The 23,219-nt window shown below is 64.4% G+C and carries 19 protein-coding genes; 13 read left to right on the forward strand and 6 right to left on the reverse strand.

What is annotated here, in order from left to right; genetic code table 11:
• Positions 1-26 precede the first annotated feature (26 nt).
• The 5 genes from ACKTEK_RS07840 (at position 27) to ACKTEK_RS07860 (ending at position 6,100) form a co-directional block, all read left to right on the forward strand.
• Positions 27-833, forward strand: coding sequence for a hypothetical protein (locus tag ACKTEK_RS07840; protein ID WP_409164669.1), 807 nt, complete (start codon positions 27-29; stop codon positions 831-833).
• 82 nt (positions 834-915) lie between these two features.
• Positions 916-1,890: a DMT family transporter gene (locus ACKTEK_RS07845; RefSeq protein WP_409164670.1), complete on the forward strand. Its 975-nt coding sequence runs from the start codon at positions 916-918 to the stop codon at positions 1,888-1,890.
• A gap of 163 nt (positions 1,891-2,053) precedes the next feature.
• Entirely contained in the window at positions 2,054-3,313 is a 1,260-nt protein-coding gene (locus ACKTEK_RS07850; RefSeq protein ID WP_409164671.1) for a tetratricopeptide repeat protein, read from the forward strand.
• A gap of 18 nt (positions 3,314-3,331) precedes the next feature.
• Complete coding sequence (locus ACKTEK_RS07855) at positions 3,332-4,165, forward strand: FecR domain-containing protein (RefSeq protein ID WP_409164672.1); 834 nt, start codon at positions 3,332-3,334, stop codon at positions 4,163-4,165.
• A gap of 9 nt (positions 4,166-4,174) precedes the next feature.
• On the forward strand, positions 4,175-6,100 hold the full coding sequence (locus ACKTEK_RS07860; protein ID WP_409164673.1) for a CHASE2 domain-containing protein: 1,926 nt from the start codon (positions 4,175-4,177) through the stop codon (positions 6,098-6,100).
• Here the strand turns inward: ACKTEK_RS07860 and ACKTEK_RS07865 are convergent.
• Complete coding sequence (locus tag ACKTEK_RS07865; protein ID WP_409164674.1) at positions 6,097-6,444, reverse strand: hypothetical protein; 348 nt, start codon at positions 6,442-6,444, stop codon at positions 6,097-6,099. The genes ACKTEK_RS07860 and ACKTEK_RS07865 overlap by 4 nt on opposite strands.
• A 24-nt stretch (positions 6,445-6,468) precedes the next feature.
• Here ACKTEK_RS07865 and ACKTEK_RS07870 point away from each other — a divergent pair, with 24 nt between their 5' ends.
• Entirely contained in the window at positions 6,469-6,996 is a 528-nt protein-coding gene (locus ACKTEK_RS07870; protein ID WP_409164675.1) for a hypothetical protein, read from the forward strand.
• Between the two features lie 45 nt (positions 6,997-7,041).
• Here the strand turns inward: ACKTEK_RS07870 and ACKTEK_RS07875 are convergent, their stop codons facing one another.
• On the reverse strand, positions 7,042-10,260 hold the full coding sequence (locus tag ACKTEK_RS07875; RefSeq protein ID WP_409164676.1) for a beta strand repeat-containing protein: 3,219 nt from the start codon (positions 10,258-10,260) through the stop codon (positions 7,042-7,044).
• Between the two features lie 497 nt (positions 10,261-10,757).
• On the opposite strand from ACKTEK_RS07875, the gene ACKTEK_RS07880 reads away from it, so the two are divergent.
• Entirely contained in the window at positions 10,758-11,102 is a 345-nt protein-coding gene (locus tag ACKTEK_RS07880; protein WP_409164677.1) for a hypothetical protein, read from the forward strand.
• 181 nt (positions 11,103-11,283) lie between these two features.
• Here ACKTEK_RS07880 and ACKTEK_RS07885 read toward each other — a convergent pair whose 3' ends face one another.
• The 3 genes from ACKTEK_RS07885 to ACKTEK_RS07895 all read right to left on the reverse strand — a co-directional run bounded on the left by ACKTEK_RS07885 (position 11,284) and on the right by ACKTEK_RS07895 (position 14,151).
• Entirely contained in the window at positions 11,284-12,189 is a 906-nt protein-coding gene (locus ACKTEK_RS07885) for an HpcH/HpaI aldolase/citrate lyase family protein (RefSeq protein WP_409164678.1), read from the reverse strand.
• Positions 12,186-12,983, reverse strand: coding sequence for an Asp/Glu racemase (locus ACKTEK_RS07890; protein ID WP_409164679.1), 798 nt, complete (start codon positions 12,981-12,983; stop codon positions 12,186-12,188). The genes ACKTEK_RS07885 and ACKTEK_RS07890 overlap by 4 nt, the downstream gene beginning before the upstream one ends.
• A gap of 118 nt (positions 12,984-13,101) precedes the next feature.
• Entirely contained in the window at positions 13,102-14,151 is a 1,050-nt protein-coding gene (locus ACKTEK_RS07895) for a glycosyltransferase (RefSeq protein ID WP_409164680.1), read from the reverse strand.
• Positions 14,152-14,272: 121 nt separating this feature from the next.
• Between ACKTEK_RS07895 and ACKTEK_RS07900 the strand changes: the two genes are divergently transcribed.
• The 6 genes from ACKTEK_RS07900 to ACKTEK_RS07925 all read left to right on the forward strand — a co-directional run bounded on the left by ACKTEK_RS07900 (position 14,273) and on the right by ACKTEK_RS07925 (position 20,472).
• Positions 14,273-15,469, forward strand: a complete 1,197-nt coding sequence (locus ACKTEK_RS07900; protein ID WP_409164681.1) for an acyl-CoA dehydrogenase family protein — start codon at positions 14,273-14,275, stop codon at positions 15,467-15,469.
• Positions 15,466-16,110, forward strand: coding sequence for a DapH/DapD/GlmU-related protein (locus ACKTEK_RS07905; protein ID WP_409164682.1), 645 nt, complete (start codon positions 15,466-15,468; stop codon positions 16,108-16,110). The genes ACKTEK_RS07900 and ACKTEK_RS07905 overlap by 4 nt, the downstream gene beginning before the upstream one ends.
• Positions 16,107-17,054: a hypothetical protein gene (locus ACKTEK_RS07910; RefSeq protein WP_409164683.1), complete on the forward strand. Its 948-nt coding sequence runs from the start codon at positions 16,107-16,109 to the stop codon at positions 17,052-17,054. The genes ACKTEK_RS07905 and ACKTEK_RS07910 overlap by 4 nt, the downstream gene beginning before the upstream one ends.
• 56 nt (positions 17,055-17,110) lie before the next feature.
• Positions 17,111-18,553, forward strand: a complete 1,443-nt coding sequence (locus ACKTEK_RS07915) for an aldehyde dehydrogenase family protein (protein ID WP_409164684.1) — start codon at positions 17,111-17,113, stop codon at positions 18,551-18,553.
• Positions 18,554-18,678: 125 nt separating this feature from the next.
• Positions 18,679-19,662: an iron exporter MbfA gene (gene mbfA, locus ACKTEK_RS07920; RefSeq protein WP_409164685.1), complete on the forward strand. Its 984-nt coding sequence runs from the start codon at positions 18,679-18,681 to the stop codon at positions 19,660-19,662.
• Positions 19,663-19,680: 18 nt separating this feature from the next.
• Positions 19,681-20,472: a formate/nitrite transporter family protein gene (locus ACKTEK_RS07925; RefSeq protein ID WP_409164686.1), complete on the forward strand. Its 792-nt coding sequence runs from the start codon at positions 19,681-19,683 to the stop codon at positions 20,470-20,472.
• Here the strand turns inward: ACKTEK_RS07925 and ACKTEK_RS07930 are convergent.
• Positions 20,469-23,150, reverse strand: a complete 2,682-nt coding sequence (locus ACKTEK_RS07930; RefSeq protein ID WP_409164687.1) for a GNAT family N-acetyltransferase — start codon at positions 23,148-23,150, stop codon at positions 20,469-20,471. The genes ACKTEK_RS07925 and ACKTEK_RS07930 overlap by 4 nt on opposite strands.
• Positions 23,151-23,219: the final 69 nt, after the last annotated feature.

Genomic DNA, 23,219 nt, shown 5'->3' on the forward strand with positions numbered 1-23,219 from the left:
TCCCAGCCGTTCAGGATGACGGACCCATGAGCGTCGATACCCTAGAAGACCGCCTGCCCCCGCGCCTCGTTTATACCAAGCCGCGCAAGGGCGCGACATGGCGCAAGCGCGCGGTGATGACATGGGCGGCGCTCGCCGGGCTGGCGGCCGCTTTTGCGGTTTCGTCCGCACTGAAGGCCGAACTGGGAGACCAGTCTCTTCTTGCGTGGCTCGACCGCTCCCGCACCCACGTGGCAATCCGCATGGCGCCGGATCAGGATGAAGCGCCCATGGTCACCGGCTCCATCGGCAAGGATGCCGTGCCAATGACGGATGCCGCGGCGCTTGGCGAGCAGATTGCGAGACTGGAAACCGAAGTCCGGCGCAGCGAGATCGAAAAGAAGGCGCTGTTGAAGCGCGTGGCCCAGTTGAGCCGGTCCGGTGATGCGTCGGGCGATATGATCACCGGAAGCCTTCCGTCGCGCAGCGATGCGACCGCGCCCGTGGAGATGCAGGATACGGTCATGCGCGATGCCATGACCAACGCCATGAATGCCGACTTGCGCCACGCGCAGGTGAAGGTCACGACGACCAGCTTTGCCGTGGAAATAGCCTCCGCCCGCAACATCAAGGACCTGCGCACCCTGTGGGATGCCATGAACATGCGCCACGCGCGCTTGCTGGACCCGTACGAGGCCCGCGTGAACGTGCGAGAAACCGATCGCGGACTGACGGTCCACCTGATTGCAGGCCCCATGGCGAATGCAGCCGATGCCGTGAACCTGTGCGCCCGCCTGCGCACCAACGGCACCATGTGCTCCGCCGTGCCGTTTGACGGGCAGGCCCTGAATTGAGGCGATCCGGCCCGCGCCGGCGCGCAGGCCCCATGCGCTGTTGCCGATTGCGCAATCTGATCGCGCAACCTAAGCCGTGCGCATGACCAGCCAGACCGATACCGCAGCGCAATCCGATACCGCCGTTAATCCGTCGCGGGGCCTGGGCTTTCTCGCGCTCACCATCTCGCCGCTGTTCTTTTCCACCAATCTCATCATCGGGCGGGCGGCAACCGGGGCCGTGGAACCGGCGACGCTCGCATTCTGGCGCTGGGCCATCGCGTTCGCGATCCTGCTCCCCTTCGCGCTGCGCGGGCTCCGCGCGAACTGGCCAGCGCTCAAGCAAAGCGCGGCTGAAATCTTCGCCATGGCGTTTCTTGCCATCGTGATCTGCGGCGCGCTGATCTACCTCTCCCTGCGCTACACCACCGCCACCAACGCGACCCTCATCTACACCACCTCCCCCGTTCTCATCGTGCTGCTGGAATGGGCGTTCCGCGGTATCCGCCCAAAGCTGCGCCAGATGGCCGGCATCGCGCTGGCCTTTGCCGGTGTTGCGGTCATCATCTTCAAGGGCGACATGGCGCGGCTTGCCACCTTCGAGTTCAACGGCGGAGACATCGGTGTTGCGCTCTCCGCGCTCGCCTGGGCGCTTTATTCAGTGATCCTGCGGCGCAAGCACTTCCGGGCGCTGCCGACCATCACCCTCTTCTGCGCCATTGCGGGCGCCGGCATCATCCTGATGTTCCCGTTGATGCTGTGGGAAACGGTCACGCTCGGTGCCTTCCCGCGCTCACCGACAGCCTGGTTCAGCATTCTCGGCGTGGCGTTGTTGGCCTCGGTGCTTGCCTTCTCGACCTTCCAGTACGGGGTGAAGACCCTGGGGCCGAGCATTGCAGGCGTCTTCATGTACTTGCTGCCGGTTTTCGGCATTGCGCAAGCAATCGTCTTTCTCGGCGAAACGCTCAAGGGCTTTCACCTTGCGGGCATCGCCGGGGTGGCAGCCGGCGTGTTGCTGGCAACGCTCCCGCAGAAACGGCCTGCGGCCCCGCCTCCGACACCACCTTCCGCACGGTGATGCATTGCGGCGACACCTCGCCGTAAACATCCCCATACGTCAGCGATTACTTGCGGGCCAACAAGGTCCGGGGCATTCTTCGCGCAAATTCGACAGATTGAGGCGACCGACGGGCAAGATTCGAAACATTCTAATCGTCCGGTCGAATGAACTGGAAAAGATGATGCGCGCACTCGCCCTGATTGCCGGTCTTGCGAGCATTGCAGTCCTTGGGGCAGGCAATGCGCAGGCACAGAGCCTGGACACGAGCTACGCCGCCGCCTTCGAGGCGCGGGTGGCCGCACCCAACGACACCACCATTCTTGGCACTTTCATCGACGTTGCCGTGCGCGAAGGTCAGTACGACCAAGCGCTCTCCACCGTCGAGCAGCATCTCATCGCCCATCCGCGCGATGCAAAGGCCCGCCTGATTGCCGGGCGGCTCTACAACCACCTCTCGTCTTATGAACTCGCACGCCGTCAGGTGCAGCACGCGCTCGATATCGGCACGCTGAGCGATGCCGAAACGCGGGAGGCCGAAGATCTCCTGCGCCGCATCGAGAAGGCCATTGCGGGCTGGAGCGGGTCCCTGACGCTGACGGCGGGTGTGCGCAGCGAGTGGATCGAGTTCGACAACGGCGCTGACCGCGATGATGTCGCGCCGTTTGCCCGCGCGGTCGCGATTCTGCGGCAGGACCTGAAGACCGCCACCCGCGATGCGATCATCTATTCGGGCTATGTCGAGGCGAGCCACCGCTACTTCGACGTTGACCTGACCAGCACCAGCGGCGATCAGGACTACCTGCGCGGCCGGGCTGCCGTGACCTGGGACAAGGGCCTGCCGAATTTCGGCATCGAAACCCTGCGCATGCTGCTCAGCGGCTACTACCAGGGCGAAACCTTCGAATCCGACGAGGAAGAAACCGAGACCGGCATTTCGCTGCGTTTTACCGCGCGCCCGACCGTGGACAGCTTCGTCTTCGCCGGCGTCAGCTACGGCTGGGTCGACGGCGATGCCACGGTTCTGACCGAAGAGCGTTTCTCGTGGGAAGCCGGCCTGAGCCATCGCCTGACGGGCAGTTGGTCAGCCGGTCTCGCCATCAAGGGCAGCGAGGACTACCGCGGCAGCACCACCATCGGTGATGCGTGGTTCGCCGAAGCCTCCGTCGGCGGCGTGGTCTACACGATACCGCAGCGGCTGATCTGGACGCACCAGCTTGGTCTCGGCGTCGGCGAGCGCACATCTCCCGATCAGGGAATTTTCGCACCGCCGCAGATCAACACCGACTACTGGCAGATCAGCTCCGAGCACGATTTCCAGATCGGGGAGAAGCAATTCGTCAGCTTCGACCTTACATACACGGAAACCGAGTACGACAATCCGCTGGCGCTCGACCGCGAGACGATCACCGCGATCCTCAGCTACAGCTACATCCTGGAGTGATTGGCGCGGGAGCCTGACATGACGTTCAAGACATTCACCGCCGCACTGCTTTCAGCCTTCGTTTCCGTGGGCCTGACCGTGCCATCGGCGCTCGCCGCCCCGGTCGGTACCACGACGGCCTACCAGACCAACATCGTGCGCAACAACGCCGGCACGCTGGGCGTTGGCGCGCCGGTCTATCTCGGTGACAACCTGAACAGCAACCAGACCGGCCTCGGCATGATCGTGTTCGAGGATGAATCCAGCGCCAAGATCGGGCCGAACTCGAGCCTGACCATCGACGAATTCGTCTATTCGCCCGGCTCCCGGCAGGGCCAGATCGGCATCTCGCTCGACAGCGGGCTGGCCCGCTTCTACGGCGGCAAGATCTCCAAGGGCGGCACGATGCAGGTCACGACCCCGCACATGGTGCTGGGCGCGCGCGGCGGGATCATCGAGATCGTGGTCATCGGCAGCACGACAATCGCCATCCTGCGCGCCGGTCGGATGGTCTGTGAGGTGAACGGCAAGCGCCAGGTGGTGACCAACCCCGGCTATGGCTGCACCGCGGAAAACGGCCAATTGAATGTCGGCTATGGCGGGCTGGACCCGTTCCCGATCCTCGACAGCCTCGACGAAATCGCCGGCACCGGCGTGCCCGGCTCGCCCGGTGGCGGCATTGACGTGTCGACATTTTGCGCGTCCGATATCGGCAACACGGTATCGGCCTGCAAGTCCGTCGATGGCGGACTTCCCGGCTACACGATCGAGTTCCCGGATCAGGGAGGTTCCAACCCGCCCGCAGATTCCGGTAATTACGACGATGATGACGTGGTCATAACGGGCCCCGGTTTTTCAGTCGACGATAAGTAGTTCCGCCGAATGCTCGCCTTTCTGCGGCACAATCTCCGTCACTGGCTGACCGGCCTGATGGTGATGGCGGTGCTGCTGGCAGCGCACGTCGTCTTCGACCCGCAACTTGATAATGCCCGCGCGCGCATCTACGACCAGTTCCAGATCCTCTCGCCGCGCCCGCCCGCCCCCAACCCGACCATCATCGTGCGTATCGACGACCAGAGCCTCGCGGGCTACGGGCGCTGGCCCTGGAGCCGCGACAAGGTCGCGACACTCGTGCGCGCCATCGCGGACCAGGGCGCAGCGGTCATCGGTGTCGACGTCCTGTTCCCCGAGGCCGAAGGCGGCGACGGGGCCGGCGATGACGAACTGGCGCGCGCCCTGCAGGAAACCAACTCCGTTCTCGCAGTCAGCCTTGGCGCTGCCGCTACGCCCCACGAGGCCGAACCGAAAGCTGGCTGGTCGGTGGTCGGCAACGTGCCGGAAACCTTTCCCGGCTTCACCGGACTCACGGCGTCCCTGCCAAAACTGAACGAGGCCGCCAAGGGTCTCGGCGTGATCCGTGCGATCCCCGATGCCGACGGCGTGCTTCGCCATCTGCCCGTCGTGTGGCTCAGGACACCTTATGGCGACACGCAATCCGCGGACACGCGCAGCGTGCAGGTCTGGCCGTCCTTTGCACTGGAACTTGTGCGCCTGTTCGCCCAGCAACCGGGCTTCGTGGTGCGCATGGGGGCGGACGGGTTCGACGCGCTGCGAATTGCAGGCACCACCATCGAGCTTGAGGCTCCCGGCACGGTCATGCTGTGGGAATCCGACGACGTACCGCTATCGGTGTCCGCCGCCGACCTGATGCGCGGCGAAGTGCGCGCCGACCTCACCGGCACCATCGCCATCATCACGCTGGATGCCGTTGGCGTGACGGACTACCGCGTGACCCCGCGCAGCGCCGCGCGCCCCGGCGCGCTGATCCATGCCTCGCTCATCGAGCAGATGCTGGCCGGCCAGTACCTGCAGGAGATGGGGAACGCACGAACAGTCGAGCGCGGCTGGTTCCTCGTCAGTGCACTTGCCGTCATCTTTGGCTCAGCGTTCCTGACCCGCTACATGATCGCCGGTTTCGTCTTCATCTCGGCCCTGATCGCCCTGCCGTTCGCCGCAGCGTGGTTCGGTTACATCCACCAGGGCGAGCTTGTCGATCCGGTGCTGCCCGCCTTCGGCATCTTTCTCGTCTCGGCGGCGGAGGGCTACACCCAGTACCGGCGCTCGGAAGCCCGGCGCAGCACGCTTGCGCGCCAGTTCGGGCAGTTCCTGTCACCTGCCGTCGTCGAGCGGCTGATGCAGTCCAACACCGATGCGCTGCTGGGCGGTGAGAAACGCGAAATCTCCATCCTGATGACGGACATTCGCGGCTTCACGTCGCTTTCGGAAAGCCTCGAGGCCGACAAGCTGATCGCGATCGTGAACCATTTCCTCGGCATCGCGACGGAGGAAATCCTCAACCGCGACGGGACCATCGACAAGTTCATGGGGGACGCGGTGCTGGCGTTCTGGAATGCGCCGCTCGACCAGGAGGACCACCGGGCGCGCGCGCTTTCGGCCGCACAGGCGCTCATCGCGCGTGTTGCCTGGGAGAATGACCAGCTCGTCGCGCGCGGCCTGGAGCCGATCCGCATCGGGGTCGCGGTCGAAACCGGCGTCTGCTCGGTGGGCAATTTCGGCTCGTCCCGGCGCTTCGATTACACCGCAGTCGGCTCACCGGTGAACCGTGCCGCCCGGCTTGAGTCCGTCACCAAGAAACTCGGCATCCCGCTCGTGCTGGGGCCGGAATTTGCAGCCAATCCACCCGTGGACGTGTTTCAGGCCGGGGCCTTCGAACTGCAGGGCATCGACGGGGAAACGCCGGTTTTCACAACCGCCGACTACAGCCAGCGCGAGGTTGACGAAACCTAGGCGGCAAGCGAGGCGAAGACACGGTGAAGATCGGGACGTGCCTGGTCGCTTGCGACCTCAATCCGGACTATCTCGGCTTCTTCCCGCTCGTGCGCAGGGCCTAGCGCGAGGTCTGCGGCATCGAGACCCGGATGGTCCTCATTGCCGACAGCATTCCCGGTTCCTTGCAGACACACGCTGACGCGATCGACCTGTTCCAACCGCTCAACGACGCTCATACGGCCTTTCAGGCGCAGTGCATCCGCCTGCTCTACCCTGCTGTTCTCGGCGGGCAGACAGACGATGCCGTCATTGTCAGCGACATCAACATGCTTCCCTTGAGCGCCGAATATTTCAACGGCCATGCGCGGGACGTGCCGCCAGACAAGTTGCTCATCTACCGCTCCGGCGTTCTGGAAGCCGGCGGCGAGATCCCGATCTGCTACAACGCCGCTGCGCCATCGACTTGGAGCGAATGCAATGGTGGCATCCGTGACGCGGCCGATATTCGAGACTTGCTGTCCGATTGGTGGGGTCAGACGGCAAATTACGATATCAATGGCCCTTGCCACGACTGGCATTTCGACCAGCGCGAATGGTTTCGTCGGCTGTCGCTTTGGGAATCCGGATCAGGTGCCGGGCGCGTCCATCGGCTGACCGACCGCCAGGCCGGCTTTCGCCGTCTCGACCGGACCGACGAGAACGCCTTCCGAAGCCTCGTGCAGCGCAAGGCGGGACTTGTGCGGGCGGGTCATTTTTCCGATTTCCACGCCATGCGCCTGGCAGGCCGCCACGACGCACTTAATGCCGAGGTTCTAGAGCTGGCGCTGGCGCCACCGCGCTTGCCGGACCGGATCGGTACAGCTCTTCGCCAACTCAAGTCCCGCACCCGGCACCTGTGGCCGGGAACGGAATAAGGGCGCGACGGAGTTCTTCCGCCGCGCCCTTGGATGGCCTGGTCGTCAGGAGAGGAGGAAGTCTCCGCCCACCAGGTCCAGCAGGTCGACGTTCTGAAGGGTCAGGGAATCGCCGCCGCCAAGGTCGATCAGTGTGTCCGCACCATCCTGAACCGAACTCAGCACAAGGCTCAGGAAGCTGCCGATCCCGAAATCGCTCAGGTCGATCTGGTCGCCGGAGAGAAGCCCGGCGGTGAAGTCGGTGATGATGTCGTTGCCGCAACCGGCACCGAAGATGAACATGTCATCGCCGCCGCCGCCGGTCATGGTGTCGTCCCCCTCCCCACCATCGAGGATGTTGTCGCCGATGTTGCCTTCCAGGATGTTGTCGAGCGCATTGCCGACACCGTTGATGGCATTGCTGCCGAGCAGCTTCAGGCGCTCGACATTGGCTGACAGGGTGTAGGAGACCGTGCTCTGGATCTCATCCGTCCCTTCCAGCGCGTTCTCGATCACGACGTCCGAGATGTTGTCGACGATATAGGTGTCGTTGCCATCCCCACCGATCATCACGTCCGCACCCTCGGCACCGTCGAGCAGGTTGGAGCCGGTGTTGCCGGTGATCTCGTTGTCAAGTTCGTTGCCGGTGCCGCTGGTATCGGCGCTGCCCATCAGTTCGAGGTTCTCGACGTTGCCCGAGAGTGTAAAGGAGATGGATGCCCGGGCGAGGTCCGTGCCCGCGGACATGGACTCCACGATGCTGTCACCAAGATTGTCGATGTAATACAGATCGTTTCCCAGGCCGCCGATCATCGTGTCGGCGCCTTCCTGGCCATCGAGTACGTCGTCGCCACCTCCCGCGATCAGGGTGTTGACGCCGGTATTGCCCATGAGTGTGTTGTCGAGCTCGTTGCCGGTCCCGTCGATGTTGCCGCCACCCGTCAATGTCAGGTTCTCGACGTTGTCGCCAAGGGTGTAGGTGACGCTGGCAAGCAGGAGGTCGGTGCCTTCGCCCGTGCCCTCGATGATCACGTCGCCTGCGTCATCCACGAAGAACGTGTCGTTGCCGCCGCCGCCAATCAGCGTATCGGCGCCGCTGCCGCCATCCAGGATGTTGTCGCCGATATTTCCCGTGATGGTGTTGTCGAGCGCGTTGCCTGTGGCGTCGATATTGTCGGTGCCGGTCAGCGTCAGAAGTTCGACATGCTCGGGCAGCGTGTAGGTGACCGAAGAACGGATTTCATCGGTGCCTTCATTGAAGTTCTCGACGACCGTGTCGCCGGTATTGTCGACTATGAAGGTGTCGTTGCCGCCGCCGCCCATCATGAGGTCGGCTGCCGCTCCACCGTCGATGGTGTTGTCGCCGGCATTGCCGGTGATCTCGTTGATCGCGGCATTGCCTGTGGCATCGACATTGTCGGTGCCCGTCAGCGTCAGGTTCTCGACATCGCTGCCCAGCGTATAGCTGATCGAGGAGCGAACTTCGTCCGTGCCCTCGCCCGTCTGTTCCAAGATACTGTCGCCGGCGTCATCGACCACGTAGGTGTCGTCGCCGGTGCCACCGATCATCGTGTCGGCACCGCCCTGGCCATCGAGCGTGTCGTTGCCGCCAAGACCAGTCAGCACGTTGCCCGCGCTGTTGCCGGTGATGACGTTGTCGAGCGTGTTGCCGGTCCCGTCGATCGTGTCCGTACCCGTCAGGGTCAGGTTCTCGACATTGGGGGTGAGCGTGTAGGTGATGGACGACCGAACGAGATCGGTGCCTTCGCCAGCGCCTTCACCGACGAAATCGCCCGCATCATCCACGACATACGTGTCGTCCCCCTGCCCGCCGATCATGACGTCTGCGCCCGCGCCGCCGTCCAGCACGTTGTCACCGGAATTGCCAAGCAGCACGTTGGTCAGGCCATTGCCGGTCGCGTTGATGTCGTCGGTGCCCAGCAGCGACAGGTTCTCGACATTGGCCATCAGCGCGTAGCTGACATAGCTGTTCACCTGGTCGATGCCTTCGTCGAAGCCCTCGTTGACGGTGTCGCCGGCATTGTCGAGCACATAGGTGTCATCGCCATCGCCACCGAACATGGTGTCCGCGCCGCTCAGGCCGTCCAGGACGTTGTTGCCGCTGTTGCCGATAAGAATGTTGTTGAGATCATTGCCGACCGCCGAATTGTCGTCGGTTCCGAGCAGGGACAGGTTCTCCAGATGTGAGAATAGCGCGAATGAAACCCAGGAATTGACTTGGTCGATACCGCCGCTCGCGCCGGGATTGTCGGCAACGATGTCACCGGCGTCATCGACGACGAAGACATCGTTTCCATCGCCGCCGACCATCGTGTCAGCACCTGTCAGGCCATCGATGATGTTGTCGCCCGAGTTTCCGAGCAGGATATTGTCGCCCGCATTGCCGATCGCGTTGGTGTTGTCGTTGCCGATCAGGGACAGGTTTTCCAGCCCGCTGAACAGCACGAATGACACGTAGCTGTTCACCTGATCGTTGCCGCCCAGCAGATCGGTGACGTTGTCGCCAGCATTGTCCACGACGAAGATGTCGTCGCCGGAACTGCCGATCATGTTGTCGGCACCTTCCATCCCGTCGATATAGACGCCGTTTCCGGCCCCGTTTACGGGAGAGGCATCAATGATGTCGTCACCGCTTGAACCCACCACTGCCAGACGATTGGCGTCTGAGGCGGACACCACATCGTCGGACAGGGTCAGGTTGGTGGGCGCCTGAAGTACGATGGCATCGATGCCCGAAACCTGGGCGAAGTGCCACGGGCTCAGCGTTCCGCCGCTCTGGAAAACGAGTGTGTCATGTCCAGCGCCCGTGGCGATGACATCCATCCCGTCGAAGTTGGAAATGCTGATATTGACGAAGTCGCTCGCCGCACCGCCCATATAAGTATCGATGCCGCCACCAAGGCCGACGCTGACGACGTCGCTCGCACCCGACGCCGAAGCATCGATGGTGTCATCGCCCGAGCCACCCGTGATGCCGAAGACGCCGGTGCTGCTGTTTGACAGGAGACCGGACGTCAGCGTGATGGCGTTGGTGCCGCCGTCGAACAGCTGGACCGACTCGAATTCAGAAAATCCAAACAGGTCTGCCGCGGTGATCGTGCCGGCAGTCGTGATGTATAGGTTGTCGCTGACGGACATACCCGAACCCGCACCGGTGACGATGTCGGCGCTCGTCAGATTTAGCGCTGTGAAATAGTAGTTGTTGTTCTCGGTCGGCAAGCCGGTGAACTCGTCTGCACCAGCTGTTCCAATGAAATCCGCCACGACTGCCATCCTCTGTTGCAACGGCGGATCGCAGGTCATTTTTCGGTCGCCTGCAGGTCCCGCCCGTATTTCTACTTACGCTTGGTTGCTCGAAATCTAGGGGCACGGCTTCTTCAAAGTGTCGCCAGCCCAAAAGAGAATGTTTTGCTCTATCCATCCGTTTTCTTGTTGGTCGGCGGTCAGGCATATTTGCTGTCGCAGGAGCAATGTATACGTTGAGTTTTATGATTGGACGATCTCTGACCCGGGTTTAACGGAGGATTCATCGTCATGCGTGCGCAACCGCGTTCGCGGCGAGCGTGGCGTGGCGTGGCGTGGCGTGCGACGTCGCGAAATGCCAACGGCACAGGCTTGATCGGGAACAAATTTACGTTCGCGTGGTTGTGATATCTTATCTCATTGTCTCGCCGTGGACGGCTCGCTAGCCTTGGGGCTGTCTGCAAGGGGGGCGGACATCATCGGCAATCGGAGGTGATTGCCACAATCAGGAGCTAGCAATGAAAAAGCTTTTCATCCTCGCTGCCGCCCTCGTCATGGCATTCTCGCTGGACCTGGCACCGGCACAGGCGCGGTCCGGTGACCATCCGCATCTCGATGGCGGATCGCGCTACTACGGCAACAGCCATTACCGTGGCGGCCACCGGTCCTACCGTCACCGCCGCCGCGGTTCGGGCTTGAGCTTTTACTATTATGCGCCGCGTTACTCGTATCCGCGTCGCCGCACGTACCGTTCGCGCCCGGCGCGCAACTCGTGCAGCTACTGGAGCCGCCGTTGCACGGCCAACTGGGGCTATGGCAACAACGACTACCGAGGTTGCATGCGGTATTACGGCTGCCGCTGATCCGGCAGTGATGACCTGAAGCATTCGCGCCTCCCGGCAGACCGCCGGGGGGCGTTTTTCGTGCCGCGCCCCGGGTCTCTCCGGTGATCGGCACCATCCGCAACCAGTTTTCGATCTTTATTCAAATTGTTCCGGAAACCGGAATGGCACGCCACCCATTCGCTAACCAAATCGAATCGGATCAGCGCGCGTAAGCAGCCAGCAGGTCGGCCCGCGCGATCAGCGCCTGGGCGTTGCGGAAGGTCGGCACTTCGAGGATGTGTCCGTCGAGGCGCGCCCGGTCCTGCCCCTTTTCCCGCGCCTGCGTGAACGCGCCTACGATGCGCTGCGCAGCAGCCAATTCGCTCTCACCGGGCGTGAACGCATCGTTGACACGTTCGGCATGTTCCGGCGCGACGAGCGACTTGGCGCGGTAGCCGAGCGCCAGCGCATCGGCACATGAGCGTTCGAGACCGTCTTCATCTGCGAACGTGTAGGGATAGTCGATGGACAGAACGCCGGCCGCCACGCAGGCGGCATGGAAGTATTGCCGCGCGAAGGCAAGTTCGTGACCATCACGCGTGCGCGGCGCGCCGAGATCCGCCGTGAGGTCCTCGCTGGCGAGCAGGCATCCGACGAGGCGTGCGCTCGCGGCCGCAATGTCACGGGTCTGGAAAAGCGCGGATGCGCTTTCGATGTTCGGGACAATTTTCGTCGAACCGGGTTCGATGCCGAGACTCGTCTCATGCGCGCCGATTGCATCAGCAAGCGCAGCAATGTCATCCGGCCCCGCGACCTTGGGCAACATCACGACATCCGGCCGACCTGCCATGCAGCCTTCGAGATCGTCACGCCCGTCCCCGTCGAGCGGGTTGACCCGCACAGCCACCAGCGCACCGACGTCCCGCCAGCGGGCGAAGAGCTCAGGCGCGGCTGCCCACGCGTCGCCGCGCGCGGCGGGGACGGTGAAGTCTTCAAGTTCGAGAATGATCGCGTCCGCGCCACAGATCGCGATATCGCCCCCGGCGGCCTGCGGAAAGCCGGTGAATAGCCAGGATCGGCAGGCTTCAAGCGGCCTGCGCTGCTGGCCCGCGTCGCTTGCCGTCACGCGTCCTGCAGGCCCAGCGTGAAGAGCTTGCCGAACTCCGGCAGGCGGTCATTGATCCCCGCAAGCCGCAGCGTGTGCCAGGCAATCGCGTGGTTCGACGAGGTGACCGGCAGGCCGGTCAGCTGCTCCAGCTGCGCCACGTCGCGCACGAGGCGGACGCTGGTGCACGAAACAAAAACTGCGTCGACGCCCGGCGTCTTGGCGAGTTCCGCCGTGGCATTGGCAACCGAGCGCGGCGAGATGCGCGCGACCACGTTGTCATTGGGCTCCTTGAAAGACCCCATGATCGGGACCTCGAACCCGGCACCTTCGAAATAGCTGCGAATGCCCTCGTTCACGTCGTCGGAATACGGCGTCAGCACCGCGATGCGCTTGGCGCCCAGCGCGTGAAACGCGGCGAATGCTGCGCTGACGGGATTGGTGGGCGCGGCCTCGCTGCGCGCTTCGTTGATGAGCGAACAGACACGGTCGCGACCGATCACCATGGAGGCCGACGTGCAGCCGAAGCCGATCGCGTCGAACGGCATGCCCGGCAGCAGCAGGTCGGTCGTCGGCACGATCCGCGCTTCCATCGCCTTCAGGGTTTCCGGCGTGATGTTCGGCTCGTTCTCGATTCGCGCCTGGTAGAGCGCGACGCCCGGCACCTTTTCAAGGATCAGCCGGAACTCGTGCTCAATGGTGTGGTCGCTTGCCAGAACCACCATGCCGATGCGGGCACGCTCCGCGATGCCTTCATCCGTCTCGTAGTCGAACTTCCGGATTTCCCGCTGCACGGGCAATTCATGGACGTTCATGGCGCTTCCCTTCCGCACGAGTGCGAATGATTTGCACAAAGCTTAAGCCTGTGCGGCTTGCTGTGCAATTGAAGGAAAACATCCCCGCCATGCATGTCCCGCGGTCCTGCGGCGGTGGTCAGCCCCTGGCGCGGGCTTCGACGAGCGCGTGTTCGCGCCGCCAGCGCAAGCTGTTGCCGAGCCTTCTGGCTGGCCAGTCGGCAAGGAATGCCGCGAACTCGTCGCGCTCATCCGCGCTGCCCACCGGGGGCGCGGCCAGTGCGCTTTCATAGAGGGCTTCGTAGCGATCGACGCACAGTTCGATATCGCTCTCGACGCGCACCCTGTCACGCACGACACGCGCAGCCTGCTGATCGTAGGACGCGATTGCCGAATCCACGGCATCGCGCGTGATCGGGCCTGAAAACGCGCCGCGCCCGAAGTTCTGGTCGCGCATCGCGGTGTAGTTGTCCGGCGTCACCACGCCGGCAAAGCCGCGCCCATCAGCCACCACGACCGCCGCGCCGCAGCTCATGGCCTCGATGGCGGACCGGCCGGTCGCGAACACGATGTCGCTTGCCGCAAGCCGCCACTTCGGGTCATCGGTGCGTTTGCCCGGTCCGCGCCCGAACGCCGAAAACGAAAGGCCGCGCTCACGACACACGGACCGCACCAGTGAGACTTCGTTGTGCGTCTTGCTGAAGACGCAGACGCTCCGGGGGCTTTGCGGACGCTCGGTCTTTGAAAGCGGAAAGCGCTTGAGGTCGATGCCGTTGTGAACAAGGTCCACGCGGCCCCCGTCGATCCCATGATCGTCGACAAGAAAATTACGGCGCAGTTCGTCGACCACGACATACTTGCGAATCCGAGAGAAGAGCGGTGGCCTGTCGAACCAATTGCGCGTGTCGCGGCTCGTCCAGACCATCGGAACGCCCGGAAAATGCGCCAGCGCCGCAACGGCTGGAATGTTATGATGACCGTGGATGACGTCTGGCGGCTCGCTGAGGTCTTCAAGCCGGTCGACGACTTCGATTTCCAGCCCGCGCATCTTGCGGGCGATGCGGCCGAGCCGCTTGGCGAAAATGCTCACCTTGGCGTTGCGTTCAACCAGCGACAAGGCGATGTCGCGCGTCGCCGTTTCGGTGCCCGTATGACCGCGCAGCGTCAAGTTTGTAATCAGAACATGCATTCGGACGCCCCGGAGCCCTTCTTCGTATCGAAGTTTGTATGTGGCTATGGCATATCGTCGGCACAATCCCAATCTTGCGGAGCGGGAAACTGCAATTTGTCGTGCAACGGGGGATAAGCACGTGACAATCGACACCGGCCCATTCGCCGGCGAGGCGGCGGATAGGACCGCGCACGCAGACGAACTCGTCGGGCGCGTGCAACACCACCTCAAGACAGAGCAGCATTTCGATCCCGTCGGCTGGCGGGCCAGCGAGCTACTTCGCGGCCTCGCGGGCCTGGACCTGCCCACGCGCGTCGGTGGTGCCGGGGCGTCCGCCGCTGACATGACAGACACCTTCCGCCGGCTGGGACGCATCGACCTTGAATTGCGCGACATCGCAGGCGCCGGCCATGCCCGCCTGCTGACACACGCGCGGACACGGCGTTTCGATCCCCTCCTGAAGGATGTCGCCAGCGGCGCGGCTTTCTGCGCCGTGGCCATCACCGAACCGGGCACCGGATCCGACCTGCATGCGCTGGAAACGGTGGCGCGTGGCGGTGATGACGGATTCGTTCTCAATGGCACCAAGCAGCATGTCTCCCGGATCGAGGAATGCACGCATCTCATCGTGCTCGCCTCCGTCTTCCGTCCACATGCGCGGATCACAGCCTTCCTCGTGCCAAGTGATGCGCCTGGCGTCAGCATCGAGGCCATGTCGCCGATGGGCATGTCGTCGGTCTCGTGGGGGCGGGTGCGCCTCGAAGAAGTTTCCATCCCCCGTGAAAACCGAATCGGCGGCGAAGGCGAAGGCATTTCGCTGTTTCTGAGGCACTTCAGTTATTGGCGCGTGATGATGGCAGCCACCGCCATCGGTTCGGCTCAGGCCGCGGTCGACGCGGCGATGGAGCGGATGAAGACCCGCGAAGCCTTCGGTGGACCGATCGGGCGTTTTTCCCATCTCCAGCTTGCGCTCGCCGAGCATGTCGCGAGCCTGCGGATGGCATGGTTGCTGGTGTTCGATGCCGCTGGTCGCCTGGACGGTCGCGACACCGCCATCACCGAGGCGGCCATGGCGAAAGCCGAAGCCGTCGAGCGCGCCATCCATGCTGTCGAATGGGCAATGACCGTCTTCGGCGCGGCGGGTTACGACCGTGAAACGGGGCTTGAGAAGCGCTACCGCGACCTTGCCGGCATGCGCATGGCTGATGGCACAACCGACGTGTTGCGCGGACAGGTTGCGCGCTCCCTGCTGGGTGACCGGCTCTACGAAGCGGGCCTTGGCCGCGATGGCGACCACGAAGCGCTCAACGATATTCCGAGAAGGCTGTTCTGGTGATCGAGGAAGAACTTTCCCTGTCCCGCGACGAGGCACTCGCCGCGGGCGTGCTGATACTTGCGCCCGGCGCGCGGGTTTCGCCCTCCATTCGCGTCGTCCCGCGCGAGGATGACGGCACCGACCACGGCCCGGTCGAGATCGGCGAAGACACGATCGTGCGCGAAGGCGTCGTGCTGTCCACCGGCACGAGGCTCGGCCGCAACGTCATGGTCGGGCACAACTGCGTCATCCGCCGCTGCTTCACGATCGGCGACAATTCCATGCTCTCGCATCTCGTCAGCGTGCAGCATGACGTCACCGTCGGTTCGCTCTCACGCATATCTTCGCTGACGCACCTTGCAGGCGGGACGCTGATCGAGGATCGCGTCCAGATCGGCGCGAATGTCGCCACGGTTGATTCCAACGCCATGCGCTGGCCGGAAAAGGACAAGCAGAAGACGTTGCTGCGCGGCCCCATCTTCCGGCGCGGCTGCCGCGTCGGCAGCGGCACGACGATCCTGTCCGGCGTGGAGATCGGCCGCAACACGATGATCGGCGCGGGCTCCACCGTGACGCGCGACATGCCCGAAGGCGTGGTCGCCTACGGCAATCCGGCCTACGTGCAGCGCGACCGCCACGACATTCCCGACCACCTGAAGTGACGGGTTCGCTCGCGTTCTTCTTCTGCGTCGAGCCGGGCTGGCTGGAACCGCAGGCACGGTTGCTGGCGCGCTCGATCCGGCGGTCCGCGGGGCGCTACGCGGACACCGAAGTCCACGCGGTGCAGCCGCGCGGAACCGACCCGCTGACCCCGGAAACGACCGACTGCTTCGCGGCCTGTGACGTCACGCACCACGCCGGCAGATGGAACACGCGCCAGGCCAACCTTGGCACCGCGAACAAGGTTCATGCGGCTGCATTGATCGAAACGCGGAGCGAAGCGGAAATCCTCGTCTTCCTCGACACGGACACCGTCGTCCTGGGCGAACCTTCCGAACTGGACCTGCATGACGACGAAGATATCGCTGTGCAACTCACGACCCGGGGTCTGGGCGGCACGACCGGCCCGAGCGACCCGCTGGAGCCCTACTGGGCGGCGTGCGCGCAGGCTTGTGGTGTCGAACTGCCGGCCATGGTGGACACGCTCATCAGCCGAAAGCGGGTGCGGGGCTACTACAATGGCGGGCTGGTCGCCATGCGCCGCAGCGCCGGCATCGGCACGCAATGGCGCGACGTCCTCAACCGCATCGACCCGCTGACGCACGAGCGCCGCCGCTATATGGACCAGGTCTCGCTGTCGCTGGTTGCTGCCGCAAGACCGGAACGGGTGCGGATCCTGCCCCCGACCTACAACTACAACATTCGCGAGCGCGGACAGTTCGGCAGCGAACTCGACACTTTGCCCTTGGACGAGATCGTCATCGCGCACTACCACAAGGCATTCTCTCGCCCGGACTTTCTTCCGCGCGTGCGCCCTGCCCTTGATCCGCAGAGCGACGCCTTCCGCTGGCTCGCTCCGCAACTTCCCTTGCCGCCGGTGATGAAGCGCTGGCGTCACCCTGTCCGCGACCGGCTGGAGAAACTGGCCGGGCTCCGGCGCGGTTGACAGGGATCGCCCGCTGCTGACTTGCTCGCATCTCATCAAGCCACAGCGGAGCGACGATGACCCACACCACCAACATGCGGAACTTCTATATCGACCGTGCTTGGGTTGCCCCCTCCCCGGAAGCTCGCGTTCTCGACGTGATCGATCCATCGACCGAGGAAGCCTTCACGCAGGTCGCAGTCGGCACGAAGGCCGATGCGCAGCGTGCGATATCCGCAGCGCGCGCTGCGTTTCCCGCCTTTTCGCGCACCACCCGGCAAGAGCGCATCGACCTGCTGACCGCGATCCGCGCCGCCTACAAGGCGCGCGTCGAGGACATCGCGCAGGCGATCAGCGCCGAAATGGGCGCACCCATCGCTTTCGCCCGTTCTTCGCAAGCGCTGGCCGGTCTCGGTCACCTGAAAGCTGCCATCGAGGCGCTGAAGACGTACGAATTCGAAATCCAGCGAGGCACCACGCGCATCGTCCATGAGCCCATCGGCGTTGCCGGGCTCATCACGCCGTGGAACTGGCCGATGAACCAGATCACCTGCAAGGTGGCTCCGGCCATCGCCGCTGGCTGCACCATGGTTCTGAAGCCGAGCGAGGTCGCCCCTGTCAGCGGCATCATCATTGCCGAAATCATGCACGAGGCGGGCGTTCCCGCAGGTGTCTTCAACCTCGTCAGCGGCGACGGGACGGGCGTCGGCCAGGAACTGTCTTCGCACCCGGAAATCGACGTGGTGTCCTTCACCGGCTCGACGCGCGCCGGCATCCTCGTGGCCAAGTCCGCCGCCGACACGGTGAAGCGCGTGGCGCAGGAACTGGGCGGCAAGTCGCCCAACATCATCCTGCCCGATGCCGACCTCGAAGCCGCCGTCACCAGTGGCGTGGAGAATTGCTTCGAAAATTCCGGCCAGTCCTGCGACAGCCCGACCCGAATGCTGGTCTCGCGCGACCAGCACGCCGCAGCGCTGGAAATCGCCAGGGCTGCCGCAGAGGCCCACGTGACCGGCGATCCGCGCGACGAGGCAACCGGGCTCGGCCCCGTCGTCAGCGAGGTGCAGTTCGAGAAGATCCAGAACCTCATCCAGGCGGGAATCGACGGGAACGCCACCCTCGTCACCGGCGGCACGGGCCGCCCGGACGGCATGAACCGGGGCTACTTCGTCAAGCCGACCGTTTTCGGCGATGTCCGCAACGACATGCGCATCGCGCGCGAGGAAATCTTCGGGCCGGTCCTGTCGATCCTGCCCTACGATAGCGAGGAACAGGCGATCGAGATCGCCAACGACACGCCCTACGGCCTCGCGGCCTACGTCCAGTCCGGCGACCTTGAGCGCGCTCGCCATGTCGCGCGGCAGTTGCGCGCCGGACAGGTCAGCATCAACGGACCGGACTGGGACCTTTTCGCCCCCTTCGGCGGATACAAGCAGTCCGGCAACGGGCGCGAATATGCCGACTGGGGCATTCATGATTTCGTGGAGACCAAGGCCATCGTCGGCTACGGCGACGCCTGATCCGGCAACCGCTCGATCCGGCGCCATTGATCGGCATCAATGTCCGTGTTTGCCCTGCGTTGGCTGGTCGGACGGGCACCCTTATCTTGATGACACGTCCTCAAACGAACGTGCAGGATGCGACCATGCTCAACCGCCTCTTCAGTTTCGGAAAGCGTGACTTCTCCTCGCTCAGCGAGCAGGAGATTCTCGCGCTCGCGATCTCATCGGAAGAGGACGATGCGCGCATCTACGCGGCCTACGCAGACGGGTTGCGCGATCAGTATCCGGCGTCCGCCAAGGTTTTCGAGGAGATGGCAGAGGAGGAAAACACCCACCGCCGCCGCCTGATCGACCTGCACAAGGCGCGCTTCGGCGACACCATCCCCCTTATCCGCCGCGAGCACGTGCGCGGCTACTACGAGCGCAAGCCGGATTGGCTCGTGCGCCCCCTCGGGCTGGAGAAGGTGCGCGACATGGCCGAGCAGATGGAGCGGCAGGCGCACCGCTTCTATCTCGAAGCAGCCAAGCGCGCCGGCGATGCCGACACCCGCAAGCTGCTGGGTGACCTCGCCGAAGCAGAGCAAAGCCACGAGTCGCTGGCGCGCCGGCTTGGGATGGAGCACACGCCAACAGACGTGAAGGACGAGGAAGAGGCAAGCGAGCGCCGCCAGTTCATCCTCACCTATGTCCAGCCGGGCTTGGCCGGACTGATGGACGGTTCGGTTTCCACGCTGGCCCCGATCTTTGCCGCAGCCTTCGCAACGGGCGACACGTGGCAGACCTTCCTCGTCGGCCTGTCGGCATCCGTTGGCGCGGGCATCTCCATGGGCTTCACCGAAGCCGCCCACGATGACGGCGTGTTGTCCGGGCGCGGGTCACCGGTCAAGCGCGGCCTAGCTTCCGGCATCATGACGGCGGTGGGCGGGCTCGGCCACGCCCTGCCCTACCTCATCCCCGATTTCTGGACGGCGACTTCCATCGCGGTGCTGGTCGTCTTCATCGAGCTTTGGGCCATTGCTTGGATCCAGAACCGCTACATGGACACGCCGTTCTTCCGGGCGACCTTCCAGGTGGTGCTGGGCGGCGCGCTGGTCTTCGCCGCAGGCGTGTTGATCGGCAACGCCTGAGCGCGGGGGCGCAGCACGATGGCAACGAACAACCCGACCGGGCTGGATGCCTACAAGCCCGCCCAGATCGCGGACCTTGTCGAAAGCGCGGGCGTCGCCAAGGCTGCCCTGCCGCTGACGCAGATGTTCACGCTCGCAGTGCTGGCTGGTGCTTTCATCGCGATTGGCGGTGCGGCCTACACGATGGTGATGACCGGGGTGGATGCGGGGTTCGGCCCGGCGCGGTTCCTTGGCGGTGTCGTCTTCTCGCTGGGACTGATACTCGTCGTGGTGGGCGGCGCGGAACTCTTCACCGGCAACGCCCTAATGGTGATGGCCGCAGTCGACAGGCGGATCACGCTGGCCAGCCTCCTGCGAAGCTGGAGCATTGTTTACCTCGGCAATTTTACCGGCAGCGTCGCGCTGGCCGTTGCCTTCGCCTTCACCGGGCTGCTCGACGGCACAATGGGCGAAACGGCCGCCTCAATCGCGCAAGGCAAGGTGTCCCTCGGCGCAGTGGAAGCCTTCATGCGCGGCGCGCTGTGCAACATGCTGGTCTGCCTGGCCGTGTGGCTGACGATCGCCGCGCGCACGGTGGCGGGCAAGATTCTCGCGATCATCTGGCCGATCGCAGGCTTCGTCCTGCTCGGCCTCGAACACTCCATCGCCAACATGTACCTGATCCCGCAGGGCATGTTCGCCGGGGCGGACGCGGACTTGGCCGGAATGTGCTTCAACCTCGCCTTCGTGACGCTTGGAAACATTGTCGGCGGCGCGGGCGGCGTGGCACTGGCCTATCGTCTCGCATACGGCCCGCGCGCAAGCACCTAAAGCGCCCGCTCGACGATCATCACGTCCGGGTCGTCAGGGTCGTGTCGCGTGGCGAAACCAAGGCCTTCCATCAGCTGCATCATGCCGCCGTTCTTGGCGAGCACGGTTCCCTCGATCGCGCGCAGTCCCTGGTCACGCGCGGCATCCATCAGCGCAATCATCAACCGGGTGCCCAATCCCCGGTTTTGCATGTCGTCGGAGACGACGATGGCGAACTCGCAGCTTTCCCGGTCCTGGTTGATCGTGTAGCGCGCGACACCGCGCTGCGCCGGGCCGTCGTCCTCCTCGACCAATGCGATCAGCGCCATCTCGCGGCTGTAGTCGATTTGCGTGAAGCGGGCGAGCATCTCCGGCGTCAGTTCGGTGACCGCGTGCATGAAGCGCATCTGCCGGGCTTCGCTGGAGAGACCGCGCACGAATGCCTGCTCGCTGTCGGCATCCTCCGGGCGGATCGGACGGATGGTGACGGGCGTGCCATCGGACAGGAAGTCCTCGCGCACCAGGTGCCCGGGATAGGGCACGATGGCGACATGGTCGAACCGGCCGGCGCGCGCGTTCGGCCGCGCGATGCGGATGCGCGCATCGACCGCCAGCACACCGTCCGGCCCCGCAAAGAGCGGGTTGATATCCAGTTCCACGATCTGCGGAAACTGGCAGGCGAGATCGGACACGCGCAGCAGCACTTCGACGATGGCTTGCCGGTCCACCGCCGGCCTGTCGCGGAACGCCTGCAGCAGCCGTGCAACCCGCGTCCGGTCGATCTGGCGATTGGCAAGCACCGTGTTGAGCGGCGGCAGGGAGACGCTTGAATCCTTGAGGATTTCCACCATTGTGCCGCCGGCCCCGAACAGGATCGATGGACCGAAGACGGGATCGCGGCTGACGCCGATGACGAGTTCGCGCGCATCGTCGGCGCGGGCCATCGGCTCAACCGTTACCCCCAGAATGTCCGCATCCGGGTTGGCAGCCTTCGCCGCCTCGGTGATGTCGCGGAAGGCTGTCTGCACGTCGGCGGCGTTCATGATGTTGACCCGCACGCCGCCCGCATCGGACTTGTGGACGATCTGCGGCGAGTTGATCTTCATCGCGATAGGAAAGCCGACGGTTTCCGCCGCGATCAGCGCCTTCTGGCGCGTGGTCGCCTCGATCGTCGTGCTGACGGGAACGCCGAAGGCGCGCAGCACGGCCTTGGATTCCATATCGGAAAGCATCTTGCGGCGCTCCGACAGCGCCTGCTCGATGATCATCCGCACGCCCTGAACATCGGGCGCCTTCAGGTCGGACATCGGCCCCGGCGTCTCCAGCGCAAGCTCGCGGTTGCGGTGGTGGCGCGCGAGATAGGAGAAGGCTTCCACGGCGCGCTCCGGCAGCGTGAAGTCGGGGATGCCCGCCTCGCCAAGGAGTTCGCGCGCCTCGGCGACGGAGGCTTCGCCCATCCAGCAGGCCAGCACCGGTTTCTTCGCGCTCGGCCCCACCGCCTCGATCAGCGCACGGGCGGCGTCGCTGGCCGCCGTCATGGCCTGCGGCGTCAGCATGACGAGCACACCGTCGAACGCCTTGTCGGCCATGCAGGCAGTAACCGCTGCCTTGAACACCTCGGGGCGCGCGTCGCCGAGAATGTCCACCGGGTTGCGGCGCGACCAGTAGGGCGGCAGCAACGCATCCAGCGTTTCGACCGTCTGCGACGATGGCGGCGGAAGTTCGATGCGCACGTCCCCGGCGCGGTCGGCGGCGAGAACCCCTGCCCCGCCGCCATTGGTGACGATGCCGAGGCGGTTGCCGTGCGCGCGCTTTCCCGACGACAGGATTTCAGCTGCCGCGAAAAGCTCGCCGAAGGTGTGGACGCGCACCGCGCCGACACGCTCGAGTGCAGCATCGAAGACGGCATCCGAACCGATGAGTGCGCCGGTATGGGTGTGGGCCGCCTCCGAACTCTGATTGTGACGCCCGGCCTTGAGCACGATGACGGGCTTGATGCGGGCTGCAACGCGCAGCGCGCTGATGAAGCCGCGCGAGTCCTGCACGCCCTCGACGTAGAGCAGGATCGCATCCGTTTTCGGGTCGGCGGCAAGGAAGTCCACCACGTCGCCGAAGTCGGTATCGGCCGAGTTTCCAAGTGAAACGATGGCCGAGAATCCGAGGTGATGCGGTCCCGCCCAATCGACGATGGCCGAGCACAGCGCACCGGACTGCGAGACGAGCGCAAGCCGCCCCGCAGGTGCGGCGGATTTCAGGAAGGTTGCGTTCAGTCCGAGATGCGGTCGCACCAACCCGACGCAGTTCGGTCCGATGAAGCGGACGCCGGCCTTGCGCGCGATGGCCTTCAATTCGGCCTCGACGGCGCGCCCCTGCTCGCCGATCTCACCGAAGCCAGCCGACAGCACGATCACACTGCCGATGCCCGCTTCGCCGCACGACTTGATGATGCCCGGAACTGTGGAGGCAGGTGTCGCGATGATGGCGAGGTCGACCGGCTCGGCGATGTCCGAGACGCTTTTCGCGCAAGCCTTGCCGCGCACGCTCTCGTGGTGCGGATTGACCGGAATGACCGGGCCGGCAAAGCCTGCGTTCAGGATATTGGCAAAGACCTGCCCGCCGACCGACCCGGCATCCTCGCTCGCCCCGACGACCGCGACGGACCGTGGATTGAACATCGTCTCGAACCGGCTCGGACCCATGCGTTTCGCCTCCGCTCAGGCGCGCGGCCCCGCGCCTTGCAGGGCCGGTTCGCGCCTCGACAGAGAAGA

This window comes from Tepidamorphus sp. 3E244 (assembly GCF_046159835.1).
Lineage (GTDB): Bacteria > Pseudomonadota > Alphaproteobacteria > Rhizobiales > Tepidamorphaceae > JACKJK01.